This is a genomic window from Massilia sp., from assembly GCF_031995545.1.
GTDB lineage: Bacteria > Pseudomonadota > Gammaproteobacteria > Burkholderiales > Burkholderiaceae_D > Telluria.
Map to the genome: position 1 here is coordinate 20,281 of NZ_DAMAGA010000046.1, position 18,397 is coordinate 38,677.

Annotated in this window: 20 protein-coding genes and 3 pseudogenes; 8 read left to right on the forward strand and 15 right to left on the reverse strand. The window is 63.8% G+C overall.

The genetic code is table 11. From position 1 onward, the window contains the following. Window positions 1-69: 69 nt before the first annotated feature. Window positions 70-687: a TetR family transcriptional regulator gene (locus RTQ83_RS21635; RefSeq protein ID WP_312519269.1), complete on the forward strand. Its 618-nt coding sequence runs from the start codon at window positions 70-72 to the stop codon at window positions 685-687. A gap of 112 nt (window positions 688-799) precedes the next feature. Here the strand turns inward: RTQ83_RS21635 and tal are convergent, their stop codons facing one another. The 6 genes from tal to pgi form a co-directional block, all read right to left on the reverse strand. Then, window positions 800-1,729 (reverse strand): transaldolase, encoded by a 930-nt coding sequence (tal, locus tag RTQ83_RS21640; protein WP_312519271.1) that lies wholly within the window; start codon window positions 1,727-1,729, stop codon window positions 800-802. Window positions 1,730-1,813: 84 nt separating this feature from the next. After that, a complete protein-coding gene (locus tag RTQ83_RS21645; RefSeq protein WP_312519274.1) occupies window positions 1,814-2,314 on the reverse strand; it encodes a GAF domain-containing protein in 501 nt (166 codons plus the stop codon). A 119-nt stretch (window positions 2,315-2,433) separates the two neighbouring features. Beyond that, a complete protein-coding gene (locus tag RTQ83_RS21650; protein ID WP_312519277.1) occupies window positions 2,434-3,288 on the reverse strand; it encodes an SIS domain-containing protein in 855 nt (284 codons plus the stop codon). A 13-nt stretch (window positions 3,289-3,301) separates the two neighbouring features. After that, window positions 3,302-4,771, reverse strand: coding sequence for a glucose-6-phosphate dehydrogenase (gene zwf, locus RTQ83_RS21655; protein ID WP_312519280.1), 1,470 nt, complete (start codon window positions 4,769-4,771; stop codon window positions 3,302-3,304). A gap of 158 nt (window positions 4,772-4,929) precedes the next feature. Next, window positions 4,930-5,826: an SMP-30/gluconolactonase/LRE family protein gene (locus RTQ83_RS21660; RefSeq protein ID WP_312519282.1), complete on the reverse strand. Its 897-nt coding sequence runs from the start codon at window positions 5,824-5,826 to the stop codon at window positions 4,930-4,932. A gap of 21 nt (window positions 5,827-5,847) precedes the next feature. Beyond that, window positions 5,848-7,491, reverse strand: a complete 1,644-nt coding sequence (gene pgi / locus RTQ83_RS21665; RefSeq protein WP_312519285.1) for a glucose-6-phosphate isomerase — start codon at window positions 7,489-7,491, stop codon at window positions 5,848-5,850. A 240-nt stretch (window positions 7,492-7,731) separates the two neighbouring features. Here pgi and edd point away from each other — a divergent pair, with 240 nt between their 5' ends. The 3 genes from edd to RTQ83_RS21680 are packed head-to-tail and all read left to right on the forward strand — an operon-like array spanning window position 7,732 to window position 10,864. Beyond that, window positions 7,732-9,651, forward strand: a complete 1,920-nt coding sequence (gene edd, locus RTQ83_RS21670; protein ID WP_312519287.1) for a phosphogluconate dehydratase — start codon at window positions 7,732-7,734, stop codon at window positions 9,649-9,651. A gap of 8 nt (window positions 9,652-9,659) precedes the next feature. Further along, a complete protein-coding gene (eda, locus tag RTQ83_RS21675) occupies window positions 9,660-10,280 on the forward strand; it encodes a bifunctional 4-hydroxy-2-oxoglutarate aldolase/2-dehydro-3-deoxy-phosphogluconate aldolase (RefSeq protein WP_312519290.1) in 621 nt (206 codons plus the stop codon). Window positions 10,281-10,288: 8 nt separating this feature from the next. Further along, window positions 10,289-10,864 carry a Rhs element Vgr protein gene (locus tag RTQ83_RS21680; RefSeq protein WP_312519293.1) on the forward strand — a complete coding sequence of 192 codons (576 nt, stop codon included), beginning with the start codon at window positions 10,289-10,291 and terminating at the stop codon, window positions 10,862-10,864. On the opposite strand, the gene RTQ83_RS21685 is transcribed toward RTQ83_RS21680, so the two are convergent. The 3 genes from RTQ83_RS21685 to RTQ83_RS21695 are packed head-to-tail and all read right to left on the reverse strand — an operon-like array spanning window position 10,861 to window position 11,972. Further along, window positions 10,861-11,043 (reverse strand): hypothetical protein, encoded by a 183-nt coding sequence (locus RTQ83_RS21685; protein WP_312519295.1) that lies wholly within the window; start codon window positions 11,041-11,043, stop codon window positions 10,861-10,863. The genes RTQ83_RS21680 and RTQ83_RS21685 overlap by 4 nt on opposite strands. After that, window positions 11,040-11,468 carry a hypothetical protein gene (locus RTQ83_RS21690; RefSeq protein ID WP_312519298.1) on the reverse strand — a complete coding sequence of 143 codons (429 nt, stop codon included), beginning with the start codon at window positions 11,466-11,468 and terminating at the stop codon, window positions 11,040-11,042. Before RTQ83_RS21690 ends, RTQ83_RS21685 begins: the two co-directional genes overlap by 4 nt. A 12-nt stretch (window positions 11,469-11,480) precedes the next feature. Further along, window positions 11,481-11,972 (reverse strand): type VI secretion system tube protein Hcp, encoded by a 492-nt coding sequence (locus tag RTQ83_RS21695; protein ID WP_312519301.1) that lies wholly within the window; start codon window positions 11,970-11,972, stop codon window positions 11,481-11,483. A gap of 216 nt (window positions 11,973-12,188) precedes the next feature. Between RTQ83_RS21695 and RTQ83_RS24315 the strand changes: the two are divergent. Next, a pseudogene (locus tag RTQ83_RS24315) lies at window positions 12,189-12,350 on the forward strand (transcriptional regulator); the annotation flags it as partial. Window positions 12,351-12,402: 52 nt separating this feature from the next. Next, window positions 12,403-12,534: a hypothetical protein gene (locus tag RTQ83_RS21700; RefSeq protein ID WP_312519303.1), complete on the forward strand. Its 132-nt coding sequence runs from the start codon at window positions 12,403-12,405 to the stop codon at window positions 12,532-12,534. A gap of 3 nt (window positions 12,535-12,537) precedes the next feature. Here the strand turns inward: RTQ83_RS21700 and RTQ83_RS21705 are convergent, their stop codons facing one another. The 5 genes and pseudogenes from RTQ83_RS21705 to RTQ83_RS21720 all read right to left on the reverse strand — a co-directional run bounded on the left by RTQ83_RS21705 (window position 12,538) and on the right by RTQ83_RS21720 (window position 16,513). After that, complete coding sequence (locus RTQ83_RS21705) at window positions 12,538-13,350, reverse strand: hypothetical protein (protein WP_312519306.1); 813 nt, start codon at window positions 13,348-13,350, stop codon at window positions 12,538-12,540. A gap of 30 nt (window positions 13,351-13,380) precedes the next feature. Further along, window positions 13,381-13,761: pseudogene (locus tag RTQ83_RS24320) on the reverse strand (ABC transporter permease); the annotation flags it as partial. Window positions 13,762-13,878: 117 nt separating this feature from the next. After that, a pseudogene (locus tag RTQ83_RS24325) lies at window positions 13,879-14,604 on the reverse strand (ABC transporter permease); the annotation flags it as partial. After that, window positions 14,601-15,359 carry an ABC transporter ATP-binding protein gene (locus RTQ83_RS21715; protein WP_312519312.1) on the reverse strand — a complete coding sequence of 253 codons (759 nt, stop codon included), beginning with the start codon at window positions 15,357-15,359 and terminating at the stop codon, window positions 14,601-14,603. The gene RTQ83_RS21715 and the pseudogene RTQ83_RS24325, both read right to left, overlap by 4 nt. Further along, on the reverse strand, window positions 15,356-16,513 hold the full coding sequence (locus RTQ83_RS21720) for an efflux RND transporter periplasmic adaptor subunit (protein ID WP_312519314.1): 1,158 nt from the start codon (window positions 16,511-16,513) through the stop codon (window positions 15,356-15,358). Before RTQ83_RS21720 ends, RTQ83_RS21715 begins: the two co-directional genes overlap by 4 nt. Window positions 16,514-16,750: 237 nt before the next feature. Here RTQ83_RS21720 and rpiA point away from each other — a divergent pair, with 237 nt between their 5' ends. After that, on the forward strand, window positions 16,751-17,428 hold the full coding sequence (gene rpiA, locus RTQ83_RS21725; protein ID WP_312519317.1) for a ribose-5-phosphate isomerase RpiA: 678 nt from the start codon (window positions 16,751-16,753) through the stop codon (window positions 17,426-17,428). A gap of 13 nt (window positions 17,429-17,441) precedes the next feature. Then, window positions 17,442-17,756: a hypothetical protein gene (locus RTQ83_RS21730; RefSeq protein WP_312519319.1), complete on the forward strand. Its 315-nt coding sequence runs from the start codon at window positions 17,442-17,444 to the stop codon at window positions 17,754-17,756. Between the two features lie 220 nt (window positions 17,757-17,976). Here RTQ83_RS21730 and RTQ83_RS21735 read toward each other — a convergent pair whose 3' ends face one another. After that, window positions 17,977-18,249 carry an oxidative damage protection protein gene (locus RTQ83_RS21735; protein WP_290416543.1) on the reverse strand — a complete coding sequence of 91 codons (273 nt, stop codon included), beginning with the start codon at window positions 18,247-18,249 and terminating at the stop codon, window positions 17,977-17,979. Between the last annotated feature and the right edge of the window lie 148 nt (window positions 18,250-18,397).

An 18,397-nucleotide genomic window follows, 5' to 3' on the forward strand; every position in this document is an offset into this window, starting at 1 on the left:
TTTTATATACTATCACGACTGTATGTAAAATGTTTTGCCCCCGACGATTTTTGGAGTTGATTACAAGAAATGGTTCGCAGGACGAAGGAAGAAGCGGCCGCGACCCGCGACAGCATCCTCGACGCCGCTGAAATCTTGTTCGCGAAACAAGGCGTTTCACGGACGACGCTGCAGCATATCGCAAGCGCGGCCGGTGTGACGCGCGGCGCGATTTACTGGCATTTTGTCGACAAGGGTGCGCTCTACAGCGCGATGATGGACCGCGCCACGATGCCGATGGACGCCGCGGTGAAGCTGCTCGACGAGCGTCCGGTGGTCGATCCGCTGCAGCGCTTGCGCGACGAGATGATGGCGGTGCTGCAGATCGTGGTCACTGACGCCACCGCGCGCCGCGTGTTCGAGATCGCCACGCTGAAGACCGAATTCACCGACGAAGTCGACTCGGCGCGCATCCGCAAGCGCGAAGCCGTGTGCGAGTGGCGCGGACGCATGGAGGCGCAGCTGGCGCAAGCCCGGTCCGAAGGCACGCTGCCGGCCGGCGTCGATCCGCACAATGCGTCGATGTGCATGTGGATCATGCTCGACGGGCTGTTGAGGAACTGGCTGTTCGAGTCGGAGGCGTTCGATCTCGTGGAGCTGGGCGGGGAGGTGATCGATACCTTCCTGGCTGGGCTGCGGGCGCGCTGATCACCCATAAAAACGCCATAAAAAACGCCCGGGCGAACCGGGCGTTTTCCTCTATGTCGCAAGCTGCGTAGGGTGGACGGCTGCGCCGCGCACCCTATGCATTGACCAGTGCTTAGCGCATCCCTTCGATCATCACCTTCAGTTTGATCGAATCGGCCACGAAGGCACGAATGCCTTCGGCCAGCTTCTCGGTTGCCATCGCGTCTTCATTGAGCATGAAGCGGAAGGTTTTCTCGTCGATCGTGATCTTCTCGATGTTCGCGCTCTCGTCCTTCACCAGCTTGCGCTCGACCGGCGCATCCGCATCGGCCAGCTTCTGCAGCAGGTCCGGCGAGATGGTGAGCAGGTCGCAACCGGCCAGCTCCAGGATCTGCGAGGTGTTGCGGAAGCTCGCGCCCATCACTTCGGTCTGGTAGCCGAACTTGCGGTAGTACTGGTAGATGCCTTTCACCGACTGCACGCCCGGATCTTCGGCGCCCTGGTAGTCGGTACCGGTCGACTTCTTGTACCAGTCGTAGATGCGGCCGACGAACGGCGAGATCAGTTTCACGTTCGCTTCGGCGCACGCCACGGCCTGGCACAGCGAGAACAGCAGGGTCAGGTTGCAGTGGATGCCGTCCTTTTCCAGGATCTCGGCGGCGCGGATGCCTTCCCAGGTCGAGGCGATCTTGATCAGGACGCGCTCGCGCGACACGCCGGCCTTTTCGTACAGCGCGATCAGTTCGCGACCCTTGGCGACGGTGGCTTCGGTGTCGAACGACAGCGCGGCATCGATCTCGGTCGAGACGCGGCCCGGCACGTACTTCAGGATTTCGACGCCGAACGCGATCAGGAGGCTGTCGACGATGCCTTCGGTGGTGGCGTCCGGCGCATCAGCGATGGCTTTTTCCAGCAGCGGGCGGTATTCCGGCTTCTGCACGGCCTTCAGGATCAGGGAAGGGTTGGTGGTCGCGTCTTTCGGCGAGTAGGCCTTGATCGACTGGAAGTCGCCGGTGTCGGCGACGACGGTAGTGTATTGCTTGAGTTGTTCGAGTTGGTTCATGGCGTGTTTAAAGGTGGGATGGTGATGGGATGCGAGTTCTGTTTGAACGCGTCGGCAGCTCGGCCGCCGGCGCGTTCAACCGGCTCATGCGAAATCGGTACCTGCAACAAACGCCGCGATCATGGCCTCGAGGCCGGCGCGGTCTTCGCCCGAAAAACGGTCCAGCTTCGGGCTGTCGATATCGAACACGCCCACCAGCACGCCGTCCTTGATCACCGGCAGCACGATCTCGGAAGCAGACGCCGAATCGCAGGCGATGTGCCCCGGGAACGCATGCACGTCCGGCACCACGATGGTCTCGCGCTTGACGGCGGTGGTACCGCAGACGCCGCGGCCGAACGGGATGCGGGCGCAGGCGGGCTTGCCCTGGAACGGGCCGACCAGCAGGTCCTGGCCTTCGCCTTTTTTCGACGGCACGGTGAGGTAGAAGCCGGCCCAATTCAGGTCGGACAGAGTGTCATAGACGAGCGCGGAAAACTGCGCCGCGTTGGCGGTCAGGTCGCGTTCGCCCTCGAGGACGCTGGCGACCTGGCGCACCAGCAGGTCATAGTCGGGACGGTCGCTGCGTTCGGGATTGATGTGCATGGCGCTGTAGGGATGCGGTGAAAAACCGCTATTCTACAGCCACCCACGCGAGGTGTCGTGAGCGCCTGGCCGCTTGGTCACGCATTAGCCAAAGGGTCAGCCAAAGGTCAGCCAACGAGTCAGCCGATAAACGAATCGAACTGCATGTCGAATTCCTGCAACGCCTTCTGCGCGTTCTGCATCTTCTTGCGGAACTCCGGCCCACGCCGCAGCGCCAGTCCGACGGCCAGCACGTCGATCACCACCAGGTAGGCGAGGCGCGCCGAGATCGGGGTGTAGGGATCGGTCGCGAACACCAGGTCGATCGGAATAAACAGCGTCGCCATCTCGGCCAGCGGGGTGCCAGACGGCGCCAGCACGATCACGTCGGCGCCGCCGGCCTTGGCCAGCTTGGCCGAACGGGTCAGCGCCGGGTTGTTGCCGCGCTGCGAGATCGCCACCACCGCGTCGCCCTGGCGCAGCAGCGCTGCCGCGATCGAGTGGATCGCCGGGTCGGTGTAGGCGACAGTCGGCACTCCCGAGCGGAAGAACTTGTGCTGGGCGTCGGCCGCGACGAAGCCCGAGGTGCCGTGGCCGTAGAACTCGATCTTGTTGGCGCGTGCCAGCACTTCCAGCGCCTGCTGGATCAGCTCGGGCTTGAGATTGTTGCGCAGGTCGAGCAGGGTGTTGATCGAGCGGCTGCAGATCTTGTTGATCAGGTCCGAGGCCAGGTCGTCCTGATCCGGCGCTTCGCTGGCACCGGGCAGCGCCAGCGCCAGGCCTTGCGCCAGTTTCAGCTTGAACTCATGCCAGCCGTCGTAGCCGAGCGTGCGGCAGAAACGCACCACGGTCGGTTCCGACACCTGCGCGGCGCGCGCCAGTGCGGTGATGTTCTGGCTCACCGTGGCGGATGGCGCGGCCAGTACGGCCAGCGCCACCTTGCGCTCCGATTTGGACAGCGAATCGAGCTGGGTGCGGATCGAGTCGAGCAGCATGGACGTGACTACCTCAGTCTTCCGGCAGCGCTTCTTCGCGCCACTGCAGGCCGTCGCGGCCGATCAGGGCGCTCGACGAGGCCGGGCCCCAGGTGCCGGAGGTGTACGGCGCCGGCGCGGTGTCGTCCTGTTCCCAGTGTTCCAGGATCGGTTCGACCCATTCCCACGCCGCTTCCAGTTCGTCGCCGCGCATGAACAGCGTCAGCTGGCCACGCAGCACGTCGAGTAGCAAGCGCTCGTAGGCTTCCATGCGCGGCGCCTTGAACTGCTCGCGGAAATCGAGTTCGAGTTCGGCCTGCTTCAGGCGCATCGAGTCGCCCGGGGTCTTGGCCATCAGGTTCATCGACAAGCCTTCGTCCGGCTGCAGGCGGATCACCAGGCTGTTGGGCTGGAAACTCGACGTCGGCTGGTTGAAGATCGAATGCGGGATCGGCTTGAAACGCACCACGATCTCGGCCAGGCGGTCGGCCATGCGTTTACCCGTGCGCAGGTAGAACGGCACGCCGGCCCAGCGCCAGGTGTCGATCTCGGCCTTCATCGCGACGAAGGTCTCGGTTTTGGAGCTCTTCGGCGCATCCGGTTCGTCACGGTAGCCCGGCACCTGCTGGCCGTCGATGTAGCCGGAACGGTACTGGCCGCGGATGATGTTCTGGCTCAGCGTGGTCGGGGTGAAGCGCTTCAGTGAGCGCAGTACCTGCAGCTTGGCGTCGCGCACCGCGTCCGGCGCGATCGAGGCCGGCGGCTCCATCGCCACGATGCACAGCAGTTGCAGCAGGTGGTTCTGCAGCATGTCGCGCAGCGCGCCCGAATTGTCGTAGTAACCGAGGCGATTTCCCACGCCGATCTTCTCGGCGATGGTGATCTGCACGTCAGAAATCCATTCGCGCCGCCACAGCGGCTCGAACAGGATGTTCCCGAAGCGCAGCGCCAGCAGGTTCTGCACGGTCTCTTTACCGAGATAGTGGTCGATCCGGTAGATCTGCGATTCGGCGAACACCTTGCCGACGTCCAGGTTGATCTTGCGCGCCGAGGCCAGGTCGCGTCCGAGCGGCTTTTCCAGCACCACGCGCGAGTTCGGCGTGGCCAGGCCGGTGGCCGCGAGGTTGTCGCAGATCTTCGCGAACAGCTGCGGCGGCGTGGCCAGGTAATACACGCGCGTCAGCGCCGGATCGTCGCGCAGGGCGGCGACCAGTTTTTCGTAGGTGCGCACGTCGGTGGCGTTAAGCGCGACGTAGCTGATGCGACCCAGGAAGCGCTGCCAGTTGGCCTCTTGCGGCGCTTCCTTGATATGGGGTTTCGAGTTGGTCTCGACAAAGCGCAGGAACTGCTCCTGGGTCAGGTCATCGAGGCCGACGCAGATGATGCGGGCGCTTTCCGGCAGGTCACCGCAGACGTCACGCGAATACATCGCAGGCAGCAGCTTGCGCATCGCAAGGTCGCCGCTGCCGCCAAAGAAAACGAGGTCGAAATCGGAAAGAGCCATGGTCTAGGTCGGTGCAAGGTGGGAATGTTGTGTAAATTTACTACACAAATACTGGGGTATCAAGAAAATCTACTACATGAGGCGTGGCGCGCACGATGCTGCCAGATCGGTCGGGAAGAGGAGGCATCTGGTTGGCGGCAGGGCCGCCAACCAGATGATCAGATCCGATACTCCGGCTCTTCGCGCCCGGCCACGTCGATCCGCAGCGCCAGCACCTTGCCGGTATGCGGATACTGCGCGATCTCTTCCGCCGGGCGGCCATGGCTGGCGCTGGTGATGTACAGCGTGCGCAGGTCCGGGCCGCCGAAGCACAGCGAGGTCGGGCACTTCACCGGCAGTTTGATTTCGCGGTCGATGCGGCCGTCGGGTGCGATGCGCAGCACGCGCGCGCCTTCGAACATCGCCACCCAGTACATGCCTTCCGAATCCATCGTCGCGCCGTCGGGACGGCCGCCGTAGTCCGCCGCCTTCTTGTCGCTGGCAAAGGTGAGCAGGGTGCGGCGGTTGCTTTGCTGGCCGGTGGCCGGGTCGTAGTCGTAGCAGTCGATGCGGTGGGTGGTGGTATCGGCGTGGTACATCGTGCGCCCGTCCAGGCTCCAGGCCAGGCCGTTCGAGTTGGTCATGCCGCCGCGCCAGGCGCAGCGCAGCTGGTCCTTGTCGAGCACATACATCTCGGCGGCCGGCTGGTCGCGCGGCTCGTACATGGTGCCGATCCAGAAGCGCCCGGCCGGATCGACGCGGCCGTCGTTGAAGCGCACCTTCGAGGTGTCGTACGGCGCGTCGGCGATCGAAGTTTCCGAGCCGTCGGTGGTGTTCAGGCGCAGCAGGCCGTTGCGGGTGGCCACCACCAGGCAGTTGTTGTCGTCGATCGCCAGCGCCGACGGTTCCGACCCCATCTTCCACGAGCTGAACTTGCCGCTGGCCGCGTGCAGCCGGTTGACGGTGAGGCCGTCGATGTCGACCCAGTATAGCGCCGACTCCACTTCGTGCCAGAGCGCGGATTCGCCGACCAGCATCGGCGTGTCGTGCACCACTTCAAATTTGTCCATTGCCATATTCGATATCGTCGCAGGTTGTCAGACGGCCGCTTTGGCGCGCGCGATCAGGCCGTTGGTCGAGCTGTCGTGATTCGCCGGCTGCGGTTCGCCCGCCAGTTCGGCCTCGATCTTCTTGGCCAGCACCTTGCCCAGTTCCACGCCCCACTGGTCGAAGCTGTTCACGTTCCACAGCACGCCCTGCACGAAGGTCTTGTGTTCGTACAGCGCGATCAGGGCGCCCAGCGTCGATGGCGTCAGGCGTTCCATCACGATGGTGTTGCTCGGACGGTTGCCCGGGAAGGTCTTGTGCGGCGTCAGGCGCTCGACTTCCTGCGCCGGCAAGCCCTGGCCCCGCAGGTCGGCGCGCACCTCGTCCGCGGTCTTGCCCTTCATGAAGGCTTCCGACTGCGCGAAGCAGTTGGCCAGCAGCGCTGTATGGTGGTTGTCCATCTCGTGCGCCGGGCGCAGCGCGGCGATGAAGTCCATCGGCGTCACGTCGGTGCCCTGGTGCAGCAGCTGGAAGTAGGCGTGCTGGCCGTTGGTGCCGCACTCGCCCCAGATCGCCGGGCAGGTCGGGGTGTCCACGGGCTCGCCGTCTCGGGTCACGCGCTTGCCGTTGCTTTCCATGTCCAGTTGCTGCAGGTAGGCCGGGAAGCGGTTCAGGTCCTGGTGATACGGCGCGATCGACACCGAGGCGCAGCCCAGGAACTGGCGGTTCCAGAAACCGACCAGCGCCAGCAGCACCGGCAGGTTTTGTTCCAGCGGCGCGCTGCGGAAGTGCTCGTCCAGCTCGTGCGCGCCGGCCAGGAAATCGCTGAAGTAGCCGAAACCGACGCTGAGTGCCACCGGCAGGCCGATCGCCGACCACACCGAATAGCGGCCGCCGACCCAGTCCCAGAACGGGAACATATTGGCCGGGTCGATGCCGAACTGTTTGATCGCCTCGGTATTGGTCGAGACGGCGACGAAGTGCTTCGCCAGCGCCTCTTCCGGTGCGCTCCGCAGGAACCAGGCGCGCGCGGTCTGCGCGTTCATCATGGTCTCGGCGGTGGTGAAGGTCTTGGAGGCCACGATGAACAGCGTGGTTTCCGGATCCACCTGCGACAGTGCGGCATCCATGTCGTGGCCATCGACGTTCGACACGAAATGCATGCGCAGGCGCGGATGGGCGTAGTGACGCAGCGCCAGCACCACCATCTTCGGACCCAGGTCGGAGCCGCCGATGCCGATGTTGACGATGTCGGTGATTGGTTTACCGCTATGGCCGAGCCAGTCGCCGCTGCGCACGGCGTCGGTGAAGGTCTTCACACGGTCGAGCACCGCGTGCACGTCGGCGTTGACGTCCTGGCCGTCGACCGTCAGGGCCTTGCCGCGCGGGGCGCGCAGGGCGGTGTGCAGCACCGCGCGGTCCTCGGTGTTGTTGATGCGCTCGCCGGCGAACATGGCGTCGCGCCGGGCCTCGACGCCGCGCTCTTTGGCCAGCGCGACCAGCAGTTCAAGCGTGCGCCCGTCGAGGCGATTTTTTGAATAGTCTAGGAACAGGCCGGCGGCCTCGTTCGAGTAGCGCTCGAAGCGCTGCGGATCTTCGGCGAACAGGTCGCGCATCTGCCAGTTCGTGGCGGTGGCGGCGTGGTTGGCGAGTTCCTGGAAGCTGGCAGTAGAGGTCAGGGAAGGCTGGCGCATGGAGTAGGGGTGCGTGGCACAATGTTAGCAATGGCAAGATTATCGAATAATACAAGCAAAGCCGCGTAAATTCACTACAAAAAATGAACGTGGCGCGTCTCCATCCGGTTTCTTCCAGATCGCTCGATTTTTCACCCCTCTCAGCTGTAGCAGGGGAAAGTCGCTACTACAGCGCACATGAATAATCTGTAGTAAAATTTCAGATGTAGAAATCAGAGACAAATTTTGGAAGGAATGAACATGGCGCTGCACCCCGTAGTCGAACAGGTCACCAACCGAATCATCCAACGCAGCCGCGCCTCGCGCGCGGCCTATCTGGCGCATCTCGAAGCCGCCCGCATCCAGGGCGTGCAGCGCGGCGCGCTGTCGTGCACCAACCTCGCGCACGGCTTTGCCGCGTTCCCGGCCAACGACAAACTCAAGCTGCGCGAATACAAGCAGCCGTCGGTCGCGATCGTCTCGTCGTACAACGACATGCTGTCGGCGCACCAGCCGTTCGAATACTTCCCGAAAGTCATCAAGGACGCCGTGCGCGAAGTCGGCGCCGTGGCCCAGTTCGCCAGCGGCGTGCCGGCCATGTGCGACGGCGTGACGCAAGGCCAGCCGGGCATGGAACTGTCGCTGTTCTCGCGCGACGCCATCGCCATGGCGACCGCGGTCGGCCTGTCGCACAATATGTTCGACGCTGCCCTGTACCTGGGCATCTGCGACAAGATCGTGCCGGGCCTGCTCATCGGCGCGCTGCACTTCGGCCACATCCCGGGCATCTTCGTGCCGGGCGGCCCGATGACCACCGGGATCTCGAACAAGGAAAAAGCGGCCATTCGCCAGCGCTACGCGAAAGGCGAAGCCACGCGCGAAGAACTGCTGGAAGGCGAATCGGCCTCGTACCACGGCGCCGGCACCTGTACCTTCTACGGCACCGCCAACAGCAACCAGATGCTGATGGAGATGATGGGCCTGCACCTGCCGGGTTCTGCCTTCATCACCCCGGGCACGCCGCTGCGCGACGCGCTGACCCGCGCCGCTTCCCAGCAGGCGGTGGCGATCTCGCAGCAGGGCGGTTCGTACATGCCGATCGGCCGCATCGTCGACGAGAAGAGTATCGTCAACGCCATCGTCGCCCTGCACGCCACCGGCGGCTCGACCAACCACACGCTGCACGTGGTGGCGATCGCGCGCGCGGCCGGCATCGTGATCGACTGGAACGACTTCGACGAGCTGTCGAAAGTGGTGCCTTCGCTGACCCGCATCTACCCGAACGGCGAAGCCGACGTGAACCACTTCCAGGCCGCCGGCGGCCCGGGCTTCGTGATCCGCGAACTGCTGGATGCGGGTCTGGCGCACGAAGACGTCAACACCATCCTCGGCCACGGCCTGCGCGCGCACTGTAAAGAGCCGTTCCTGGGCGAAGACGGCAAGGTGGTGTGGCGCGACCTGCCGGTGCAGAGCGGCGACGAAGCCGTGCTGCGCCCGGCCAGCAACCCGTTCGCCAACAACGGCGGCATGGTGCTGGTGCAGGGCAACCTGGGCCGCGCCGTGATGAAGATCTCGGCCGTCAAGGCCGAGTACCACGTGATCGAGGCGCCGGCCCTGACCTTCGACTCGCAGGAAGACTTCATGGCCGCCTACAAGGACGGCAAGCTGAACCGCGACTTCGTGGCCGTGATCCGCTTCCAGGGCCCGCGCGCCAACGGCATGCCGGAACTGCACGCGCTGACCCCGGCGCTGGCCAACCTGCAGGATGCCGGTTTCAAGGTGGCGATGGTCACCGACGGCCGCATGTCGGGCGCGTCCGGCAAGGTGCCGGCGGCGATCCACGTGTCGCCCGAGATCCTGGCCGGCGGCCCACTGGGCCTGGTGCGCGATGGCGACCTGATTCGTGTCAACGCCACCACCGGCGAACTCGATGCCCTGGTGGCACCGGACGTGTGGGCCGCGCGCAGCATGGCCAGCGCCGATTTGAGCAAGAGCCACATCGGCATGGGCCGCGAGCTGTTCGCCGTGTTCCGCAATTCGATCAGCGCGGCGGAAGAGGGTGCTGCCACCTTCCCGCTGCCGTCGCCGATCCAGACCACCGTGCCGCTGCACGATGGCATTGATGCCGGCGAAATCATGCCCGGCTCCGACGAAGACTTTCTCTTTAGGACGCAAAAGTGAGCAACCCAATGACCTTACTTGACATCATGCGCTCGGCGAGCGTGATCCCCGTCATCGCCATCGACGATCCGGAGCACGCTGTGCCATTGGCGAAAGCCCTGGTGGCCGGCGGTATCCGCGTGCTCGAAGTCACGCTGCGCACCGAGCACGGCCTGGGTGCGATCCGCGCCATGAGCCAGGTCGAAGGCGCCATCGTCGGCGTCGGCACCCTGACCCAGCCGGAAGAATTCGCGGCTTCGCGCGACGCCGGCGCCGTGTTCGGCGTGTCGCCGGGCCTGACGCCTGCGCTGATCGAGGCGGCGCGTTCGAGCGGCCTGCCGCTGCTGCCGGGCGTGATGACGCCGGGCGAAGTGATGGCGGCGCGCGAAGCAGGATTTAAGCAATTGAAGCTGTTCCCGGCGGTGCCGGCCGGCGGCGTCGGCATGCTCAACGCCATCGGCGGCCCGCTGCCGGACGTGACCTTCTGCCCGACCGGCGGCATCTCGATCGAGACCGCACCCGCTTTCCTGGCTTGCAAGAACGTGGCCTGCGTCGGCGGCTCGTGGCTGACCCCGAAGGATGCGATCCAGGCCGGCGACTGGGGCCGCATTACCGAGCTGGCCAAAGCGGCAGCCGCGCTGCGCGCCTGAGTTGGCACATGCGATCCCGGTTCCGCGCCCTGAGCGAAGCTGAGATCGCGATGGCGTCGCTGCTATTTGGCGACGCCATCGATTACCGCCGGGTCCGCATCTACAACCGGCGCTACATGCCGTTCCAGCCGCGCAACTGCGCGATGACGCCGAATGGCAGCATGTACTTTCACCGTTCCTGTTTCCTTCCCGACTACACACGTGGTGAGCCACCTGTCATGCATTGGTTCATTCATGAAATGGCGCATATCTGGCAACATCAGCTGGGATACGCAGTGCGCTTGAGGGGGGCGGTACGTGTTGGACTGTCATACGACTACGACTTAGCGCCAGGGAAGACACTTGCGGACTTCAACATGGAAGCGCAAGGTGATCTACTGGCCGATTATTTCGTACTCAAGCACTTGCACTTGCCGGCAGCCATGCGCCAGCAACGTTATGCAGGCAGCCTGCCGTTGTATGAAGAAGTGTTGGCTAACTTTCTTGCCGATTCGTCCAGCATGGCGAATCTGCCCAGTGATTATGGCCGCTGCATGCTGCATCTGAAGCACCGGGCAAGATGCAGGGCCATGTCTGAAAATTAGCTGTGGCGGCCCCGAAGCATTAACACCAGTGCTGTGATGACTGCCGAGCCGATGAAGGAGCCGACAATGATGTTATAGGCCCTGTCGAGATTCATGCCGGGATCGAGGACGATTATCGAAGCCCAAACGATTACCGCTATCAACAAGGCGATGGCGAGCGAAACGAACGTCGTTTTCATGCGAATGGCTCCGCTGCTGGACAGTTGAACGCCTGATAGGCTTTACTTCCTCCTGCCTGTACCACTTCTTCCGCAAAGGAAGTGCAGTTGTGAACCACAGCGCCCCAGAACCATGGTTTTTCGGTGAGTTCATGCAGCCTGTCATGCGCTCCCTTAAAGTTCGGCAGCTTGATAGGCCAGCGGCGAATTTCACGCTTGCTGTTCTCTTTCAAGTACCGCATAAAGTTGTTCTCCGGCATCCATTTCGGAAATTTATAGGGGCCAGCGATATGGACATACCAGCTCCAACTTTCACCAATATGTAATAGCGTATGACCACATGCATTTAACCCACTCCCTGTCACGATAACGGCACAAACGTGCTCGAAGTCGCGTTCTTCAAGTGGGCAGACAAGCATTGCTGCTCCCTCGTAAGGCTTGGACATATCGCCTCCGCCCTAGCACACTCGATGGGCTGAGCAATCCCAGCTACCCGAAGTATTGCCCTGCGCTCCACCCCGGATGCTCTGGCGGGTGTAGTGCCATTTGATCCTGGCATACGCTAGCTGGACCCGTTCGGTGATGATTGCGCCTTCTCCACTATCCGGCTTGACGCTGGCAATCATTACGTTTTCCAAATCGATCTTGAAGTACGTGATTGGCTTTCCGTCGCCGTCAGCGCGCATGAATTCGAAAGATGCTTTGGGAATGGTTTTCCCGGTGGCGCAGGTTTGCAACAAGACGGGGGAAGCCAAGTCAGCAAGCTTGGTGAAGCTGATCGGGTACAGGTCGGCTCGCCCGGTGGTGTGCCCGCCTGCGGTCGAAACCACGTCGGCTCTCGGCTGGTGGACCGCATAGGCGACATTGCTTACTTCCAACCAGTTGCGGTGCCGTTCGTCTTCTGACTCTCCGTTGATACCTTCGATCTTAAGGTATGCGTCGCTGGCCATTGCTGTCTCCATTGAGGGTTGAGAAAGTGTTAATTCTCGCTTGGGCGTACCGGGAGAGCTTGGATTCTGGCAGGGGAACTGGCGAGGAAGATCAAACGGAGCTATTCCCCCGCTGAAGGAGTAATGTTGAAGGGAGTCCCGCTGGAGACGGCGCTGCGGGTCGAAACCCCGAACTATGATTACAACTATCTGTGTGCCAAACTATGGCGCAAGCGCATGATCCCCTTGTTCACGCGCCTGCGGGCCAGTTCGGTCAAACAGTTCGGCAGCCTGGTGCGCCACTCGGGCGAGGAGTTCACCTATGTGCTGAAGGGGACGATGGTGCTGCACACCGAGTTTTACGCCCCAGTGACCTTGAGCGCTGGCCAGTCGATCTATTTCGATTCGAGCATGGGGGCACGCCTACCTGACGGCCGAAGGATGCGACGAGGTGGAGATGCTTACCGTGATGTCGAACGACGACGAAGACCAGCACGCGCTGATGGCGTCGCATTCGCCCGAGCCGGTGCCGGAAGAAGAAAAGCCGAAGCCGGCGCGCGGACGCAAGCGCGCCGCTTCGTGACGCTCAAGGTTCCCTGTCGTTGAGCGTCACGTTGTCGAGCGGTCCGACAAAGGCGATCGTCGCCGGGCCGGCGGCAGCTTTGGCCGGGTCGAATTTGAGCACGTGGCACATGCCTTCGACGCGCGTCGTGGCCGCCATGCCATCGATCTCGATCCGCGCGTCGGCCGCGCGGAAGCACGCGCGCAAGCCGTCGACGCTGGCAGTGCGCACCGCGCGCAGGCCGAAGCGGTACCACGGCACCTGGCCCTGCACCATCTTGAACTCGTCGATGGCGCGAACGAAATCGGCATACTCCAGCGTCTGCTCTGGCGACAGGCGCAGCTTGAAGGCCACGTTCAGGCTGCGCCAGCGGGTCTGGGTATTGAACATGACGGTGGCGCTTTCCTGTACCGCCTGCGGCAGGTTCGGCAGCAGGAAATAGCCGCCGCGGTCGACCGGCACCACCTGGTCGAAAGTATCGCCGACGATGGCGACGCCCCAGGTCTGCGGATCGTATTCGTCGCGCGCGGCGCCGTCGATTTCGGTGAACGAGAGCCGGTAGGTAAAGTCGATCACGCGCGGCTCGGGCGGTTGGAACGATTGCAGCAGCGATTGAATGCCGAAAAAGGATTTGTACGACAGGTCGCCGGCGTTCTTCTTCGCGTTGATCTTGACCGGGGATTCCGTGCGCGCCGCCGCTTCGCTCGTGGCCGGCGTGGCGCCGGTCGGCTCATCCTGCCCGTCTTGCGCTGTGGCGGGGATGCTGGCGACAATTGCCAGCGATATCAGCGCCGCCGGAAGCTGGCGGCGCACGGTCGTGTGAAAGACGATATTCATGGGTATTCCTTGGCCTGCAATGGCATCAGTTTACTCGTAGCGCAAACAATCCACCGGCAGCAGCCTTGATGCGCGCCGCGCCGGATAAAAGCCGAAGAAGATCCCGACCACGGTCGCGAAGCCGCATGCCACGATCACGCCCGACGCGGTCAGGTACACCTCGAAGTCGGCGAACTTCGTGATGACCGCCGCGCCGCCGGCCGCGATCGCGATCCCGACCAGTCCCCCGGCCAGGCAGATCACCACTGCCTCGGCCAAGAATTGCAGCAGCACGTCGCCCGGGCGCGCGCCGATCGCCATCCGGATCCCGATCTCGCGCGTGCGTTCGGTCACCGACACCAGCATGATGTTCATGATGCCGATCCCGCCCACCAGCAGCGAGATCGCGCCGATGAGTCCCAGCAGCAGGGCGACGCCGGCGCTGATCTTGTTGGCGGTGTCGGCGAAGGTGCTCAGGTTCTGGATGCGGAAGTCGTCCGGGTCGTCGAGGCGGATGCGGTGCCGGTTGCGCAGCACTTCCTCGATGTCGGCGATCGCGTCCGGCAGGGCCACATTCGGCCGGCCCTGCGCCGCCACGTAGTGCACATTGTCCGGAAACGGCGACTTGACCAGGTTGGCGCTGGCCGCCGTGATCGGCACCAGCACCAGTTCGGACAGGTCGGTACCGTCGACCTGGCGGCCTTCGCCGCCGAGCACGCCGATCACCTGGAACGCCACGTTCTCGATACGTAGGTAGCGCCCCAGCGGATCGGTGCGGTAGAAGAACTGGTCGGCCACCTTCTGGCCGATCACCACCAGCCGCGCGCTGGCGCGGATGTCGGCGTCGCCGAACATCGTGCCCTGAGCTACCTGCCAGTTACGGATCGCGAACATCGCCGGCGTGACGCCGCTGACGTTGCTGTTCAGGGTCTCGTTGCCGGCGCTGATCTTGAAGCTGCCCTGCAGCGCCGGCGCGGCGCCGCTCAGGCTGGGCAGGGCATTGAGCGCTTCGGCATCGTCCAGCGTCAGCGCCGCTACCTTGCCTTCGCGCGCACGCTGGCCGGCGGTACGATCGCCCCCCGGCATCACCCACAGCATGTTCGTGCCCAGCATCTGCAGCTGCTTGCCGATGAAGCGCTGCATGCTGTCGCCGATCGCCAGCAGCAGCACCACCGATGCAATGCCGATCACGATGCCGAGCATGGTCAACGCCGTGCGCAGGCGGTTCGCCGCCATCGAGCGGAACGATTCGACCAGTACCTGGAGCAGGTTCATGATGCGGCTCCTGCCTGCGCCGACGCGTGGCTGGCCGCGAGCTGGCGCAGTCCCTCGGCCGCCGGCCCGTCGTACAGCACCCGGCCATCCTTGAGCCGCACCAGGCGCCGGCTGTAGGCGGCGACGTCGGCTTCGTGCGTGACCAGCACGATGGTGATGCCGCGTTCGCGGTTGAGTTGCTGAAAGCTGCGCATGATGTCGTCGCTGGTCTGGGTGTCGAGGTTGCCGGTCGGCTCGTCGGCCAGCAGCAGCGGCGCATCGGTGACCAGGGCGCGCGCGATCGCCACCCGCTGCTGCTGGCCGCCGGAGAGCTGGCTCGGCGTGCGGCGCGCGAATTCGCCCAGGCCCACGCGTTCCAGTTCGGCCACTGCGCGCGCCTGCGCCTTGGCTCGGCCCACGCCGGCATAGATCAGCGGCAGGGCGACGTTCTCGGCCACGCTCATGCGCTTGATGAGGTTAAAGCTCTGGAACACGAAGCCGATGGTGCGGTTGCGGATGTCGGCCAGCTGGGCGCGCCCCAAGGTGAGCGTATCGACGCCGTCGAGCAGATAGGTGCCGCCGCTGGCCTGGTCCAGGCAGCCGAGGATATTCATCAGGGTCGACTTGCCGGAACCCGACTGCCCCATGATCGAGACGAAGTCGCCGCGCTCGACGCGCAGGTCGACGCCGTGCAGCACCGGCGTCTCGACGCTGCCGCTGACGTAGGCCTTGGTGACGGCGCGGATGTCGATCAGCGCTCCGTTCGTGGTCGTCATGGTGCTTTCGGCTCGTTGATCGCGCGCGTGATGATCTGGTCGCCCGCTTTCAGGTCGCCCGACAGCACTTCGGTATACCGGAAGTTGGACAGGCCGGCGCGGATGTCGACCGCCTGCGGCTGGTTCCTGGCATCGAGCTTGTAGACCTTGAACATGCGCGCGGTTTCGCTGGCGCTGCGGAAGGCAACGTCGTCTTCGGGCGCCGGCGCCGGTGAGGCTGGCGCCGTCTGCGCAGTGGCCTTGTTGCGCTTGCGCTCAGCCTCCTGGTCTTCTTCCAGCAGGCGGAAACGCAGGGCGGTGGTCGGGATGCGCAGCACGTTGTCGCGGTTTGCCACCACCAGCCGCACCTGGGCCGTCATGCCGGGTTTGAGCAGTTCGTCGCTGTTGTCGACGTCGAGCACCACGTTGTAGGTGACCACGTTCTGCACCACGTTCGGCGCCAGGCGGAACTGGCGCATGGTGGCGTGGAATTCGCGGTCCGGGTAGGCGTCGACCACGAAGCGCGCCGGCAGGCCGTCCTTGAGCAGGCCGACGTCGGCTTCCGAGACGCTGGTGTCGATCTGCATCTTGGTCAGGTCCTGCGCGATCTGGAACAGGTTCGGCGTGTTGAACGAGGCCGCCACGGTCTGGCCCAGGTCGATGGTGCGCTTGATGACGACGCCGTCGATCGGCGAGCGGATCACGCTGTTGTTCAGGTCCGCGCGGGCGCGGTCGAGCTGCGCCTGGGCGAGCTTGAGGTTGGCGGCGGCCACTTCCATCTCGCGCCGCGACTGGTCGAGCGCCAGGCTTGAAACGAACTTCTGTTCCACCAGTTGCTGGTTGCGCTCGAAGGTCGCCTGCGACAGGCGCAGGCTGGCGCGCGCCGAGGCGATGTTGGCCTCGGCCTGGCCCACCTGTGCGTTGAAGATGGTCGGCTCGAGTTTGAGCAGTACCTGGCCTTTCCTGACGCGGTCGTTGAAGTCGGCGTTCAGCTCGGCCACGGTGCCGGATACCTGCGAGCCGACGTTAATCAGGGCTACCGGGTTGATGGTGCCGGTGGCGGTCACGGTCTGGTGGATGGCGCCGCGGTCGACCGGGCTGCTGCGGTATTTCGAATGCGGGATGGCGTCGCTCTTGGGCTTGAGGAAGAAGGCGGCGGCTACTCCGGCGGACAATACGACGGCTGCGACAACGAGGCGTTTCCTGGTAAAGATATGCATGAAGAGATGCGTGAGATTCACGTGTGATGCGCGACGGCGAAAAGACGAGTGTGATGCACGATGGCAGGATTGGCAAATGCGGCGTGCATGTTCGGCGCGTATGCATGCGGGTTTGCGGCGGCTTTTTTCGGCGGGAGGCGGCGCAACATCCGCTAAAATGGCGGCATTTTCTTTGACTCCTACCAACGCATCATGACTCAAGACGAACTCAAGCAGGCAGTAGCCCGCACCGCCATCGATTACGTCGTCGACGGTGAAATCATCGGCATCGGCACCGGCTCCACCGCCAACTTCTTCATCGACGAACTGGCCAAGATCAAGGACCGCATCAAGGGCACCGTGGCGTCGTCGGAAGCGACCGCCGCACGCCTGCGCGGCCACGGCATCCCGGTGTTCGACCTCAACGAGGTCGAGTCGATGGCGGTGTACATCGACGGTGCCGACGAGATCAATGCGCAGGGCGCGATGATCAAAGGCGGCGGCGCGGCGCTGACGCGCGAGAAGATCGTGGCGTCGGTGGCCAAGAAGTTCGTCTGCATCGCGGACGGCTCCAAGCTGGTCGAGACGCTCGGCAAATTCCCGCTGCCGGTCGAAGTGATCCCGATGGCGCGCGCGTCGGTGATGCGCAAGCTGGCGGCACTGGGCGGCCAGCCGAAGCTGCGCCTGAAGGCCGGCACCGATCAGCCCTACATCACCGACAACGGCGGTGAGCTGATCGACGTGGCGGGCCTGGCGATCACCGACCCGGTGGCGCTGGAAAACGAAATTAACGGGATCACCGGCGTGATCGCGGTGGGCCTGTTCGCCAAGGCCGGCGCCAATGTCTGCCTGCTGGGCACGGCCGAAGGCGTCAAGACCCTGTCGTTCTGATCGGAGCCACGTCATGAAACGCGCGCTGGCACTGGCAGCTGTGCTGCTGGGCGGTTGTTCTGTGTTGAATAGCAGGATGGAGCCGGCGGCTGTCGAGCCGGTGGCGGTTCAGCCGTCGTCGGATGTGGCGGCGGTTCAGCGCGTGCCGTTCAGGGTCGGGATCTCGTCCACCACGGTCGAGAAGCTGGCGCGCGAGCAGGCCTGCACGAGCGCTCAGGGCGCAGGGCTGATGACCGAACCGGGTCCGATTGAGGTGTACCGTGTGCGCTGCGACGATGGCAAAGTGTTCACTGCGCGTTGTGAGCTGAGGCAGTGCAAGCGGATGTGATGCTTGAGGTTCGCGTCGGTTGCTGGTGCTGGTGATGCTGGTGGTTTGCTGAGAAACTTGGGTCCCCGCCTTCGCGGGGATGACGGCTCTGAAGTAAGTGGCAAATGGTCGAGCTAGCTTTTGACCCACTACTTTTGCACGTCATCCCCGCGAAGGCGGGGACCCAAGTTTGCATGCGTATCGTCAGCGTAAAACGTAACCGATACGCAAAAACGACAACTTACGCCGCCGGCGGCACGTAACCCACCGCCTGGTCCGCGCCTTCACCGAAGAAGTGCTTTTCCATCTGCGTCGCCAGGTACTTGCGCGCGCGGTCGTCCGCCAGGTTCAGGCGGTTTTCGTTGATCAGCATGGTCTGGTGCTTGAGCCATGCCTGCCAGGCCTCTTTCGAGACCGACTGGTACAGCTTCTTGCCCATCTCGCCGGGCACCGGCGGGAAATCCAGCCCTTCGGCTTCCTTGTTCAGTTTGATGCAGTGGACGGTGCGGGCCATGGTCGTACTCCTGTTATGCAGTTCTGGATAAAACCGACATTATAAAGATTTGCACCCGCCGCTGCCGGCCGGTGCTCATGCGTGGGTGCGATATTACAGCTGCTTGATCAGCACCTGCGAGCGGCGCTGCCAGTTGTACATGTGCTGG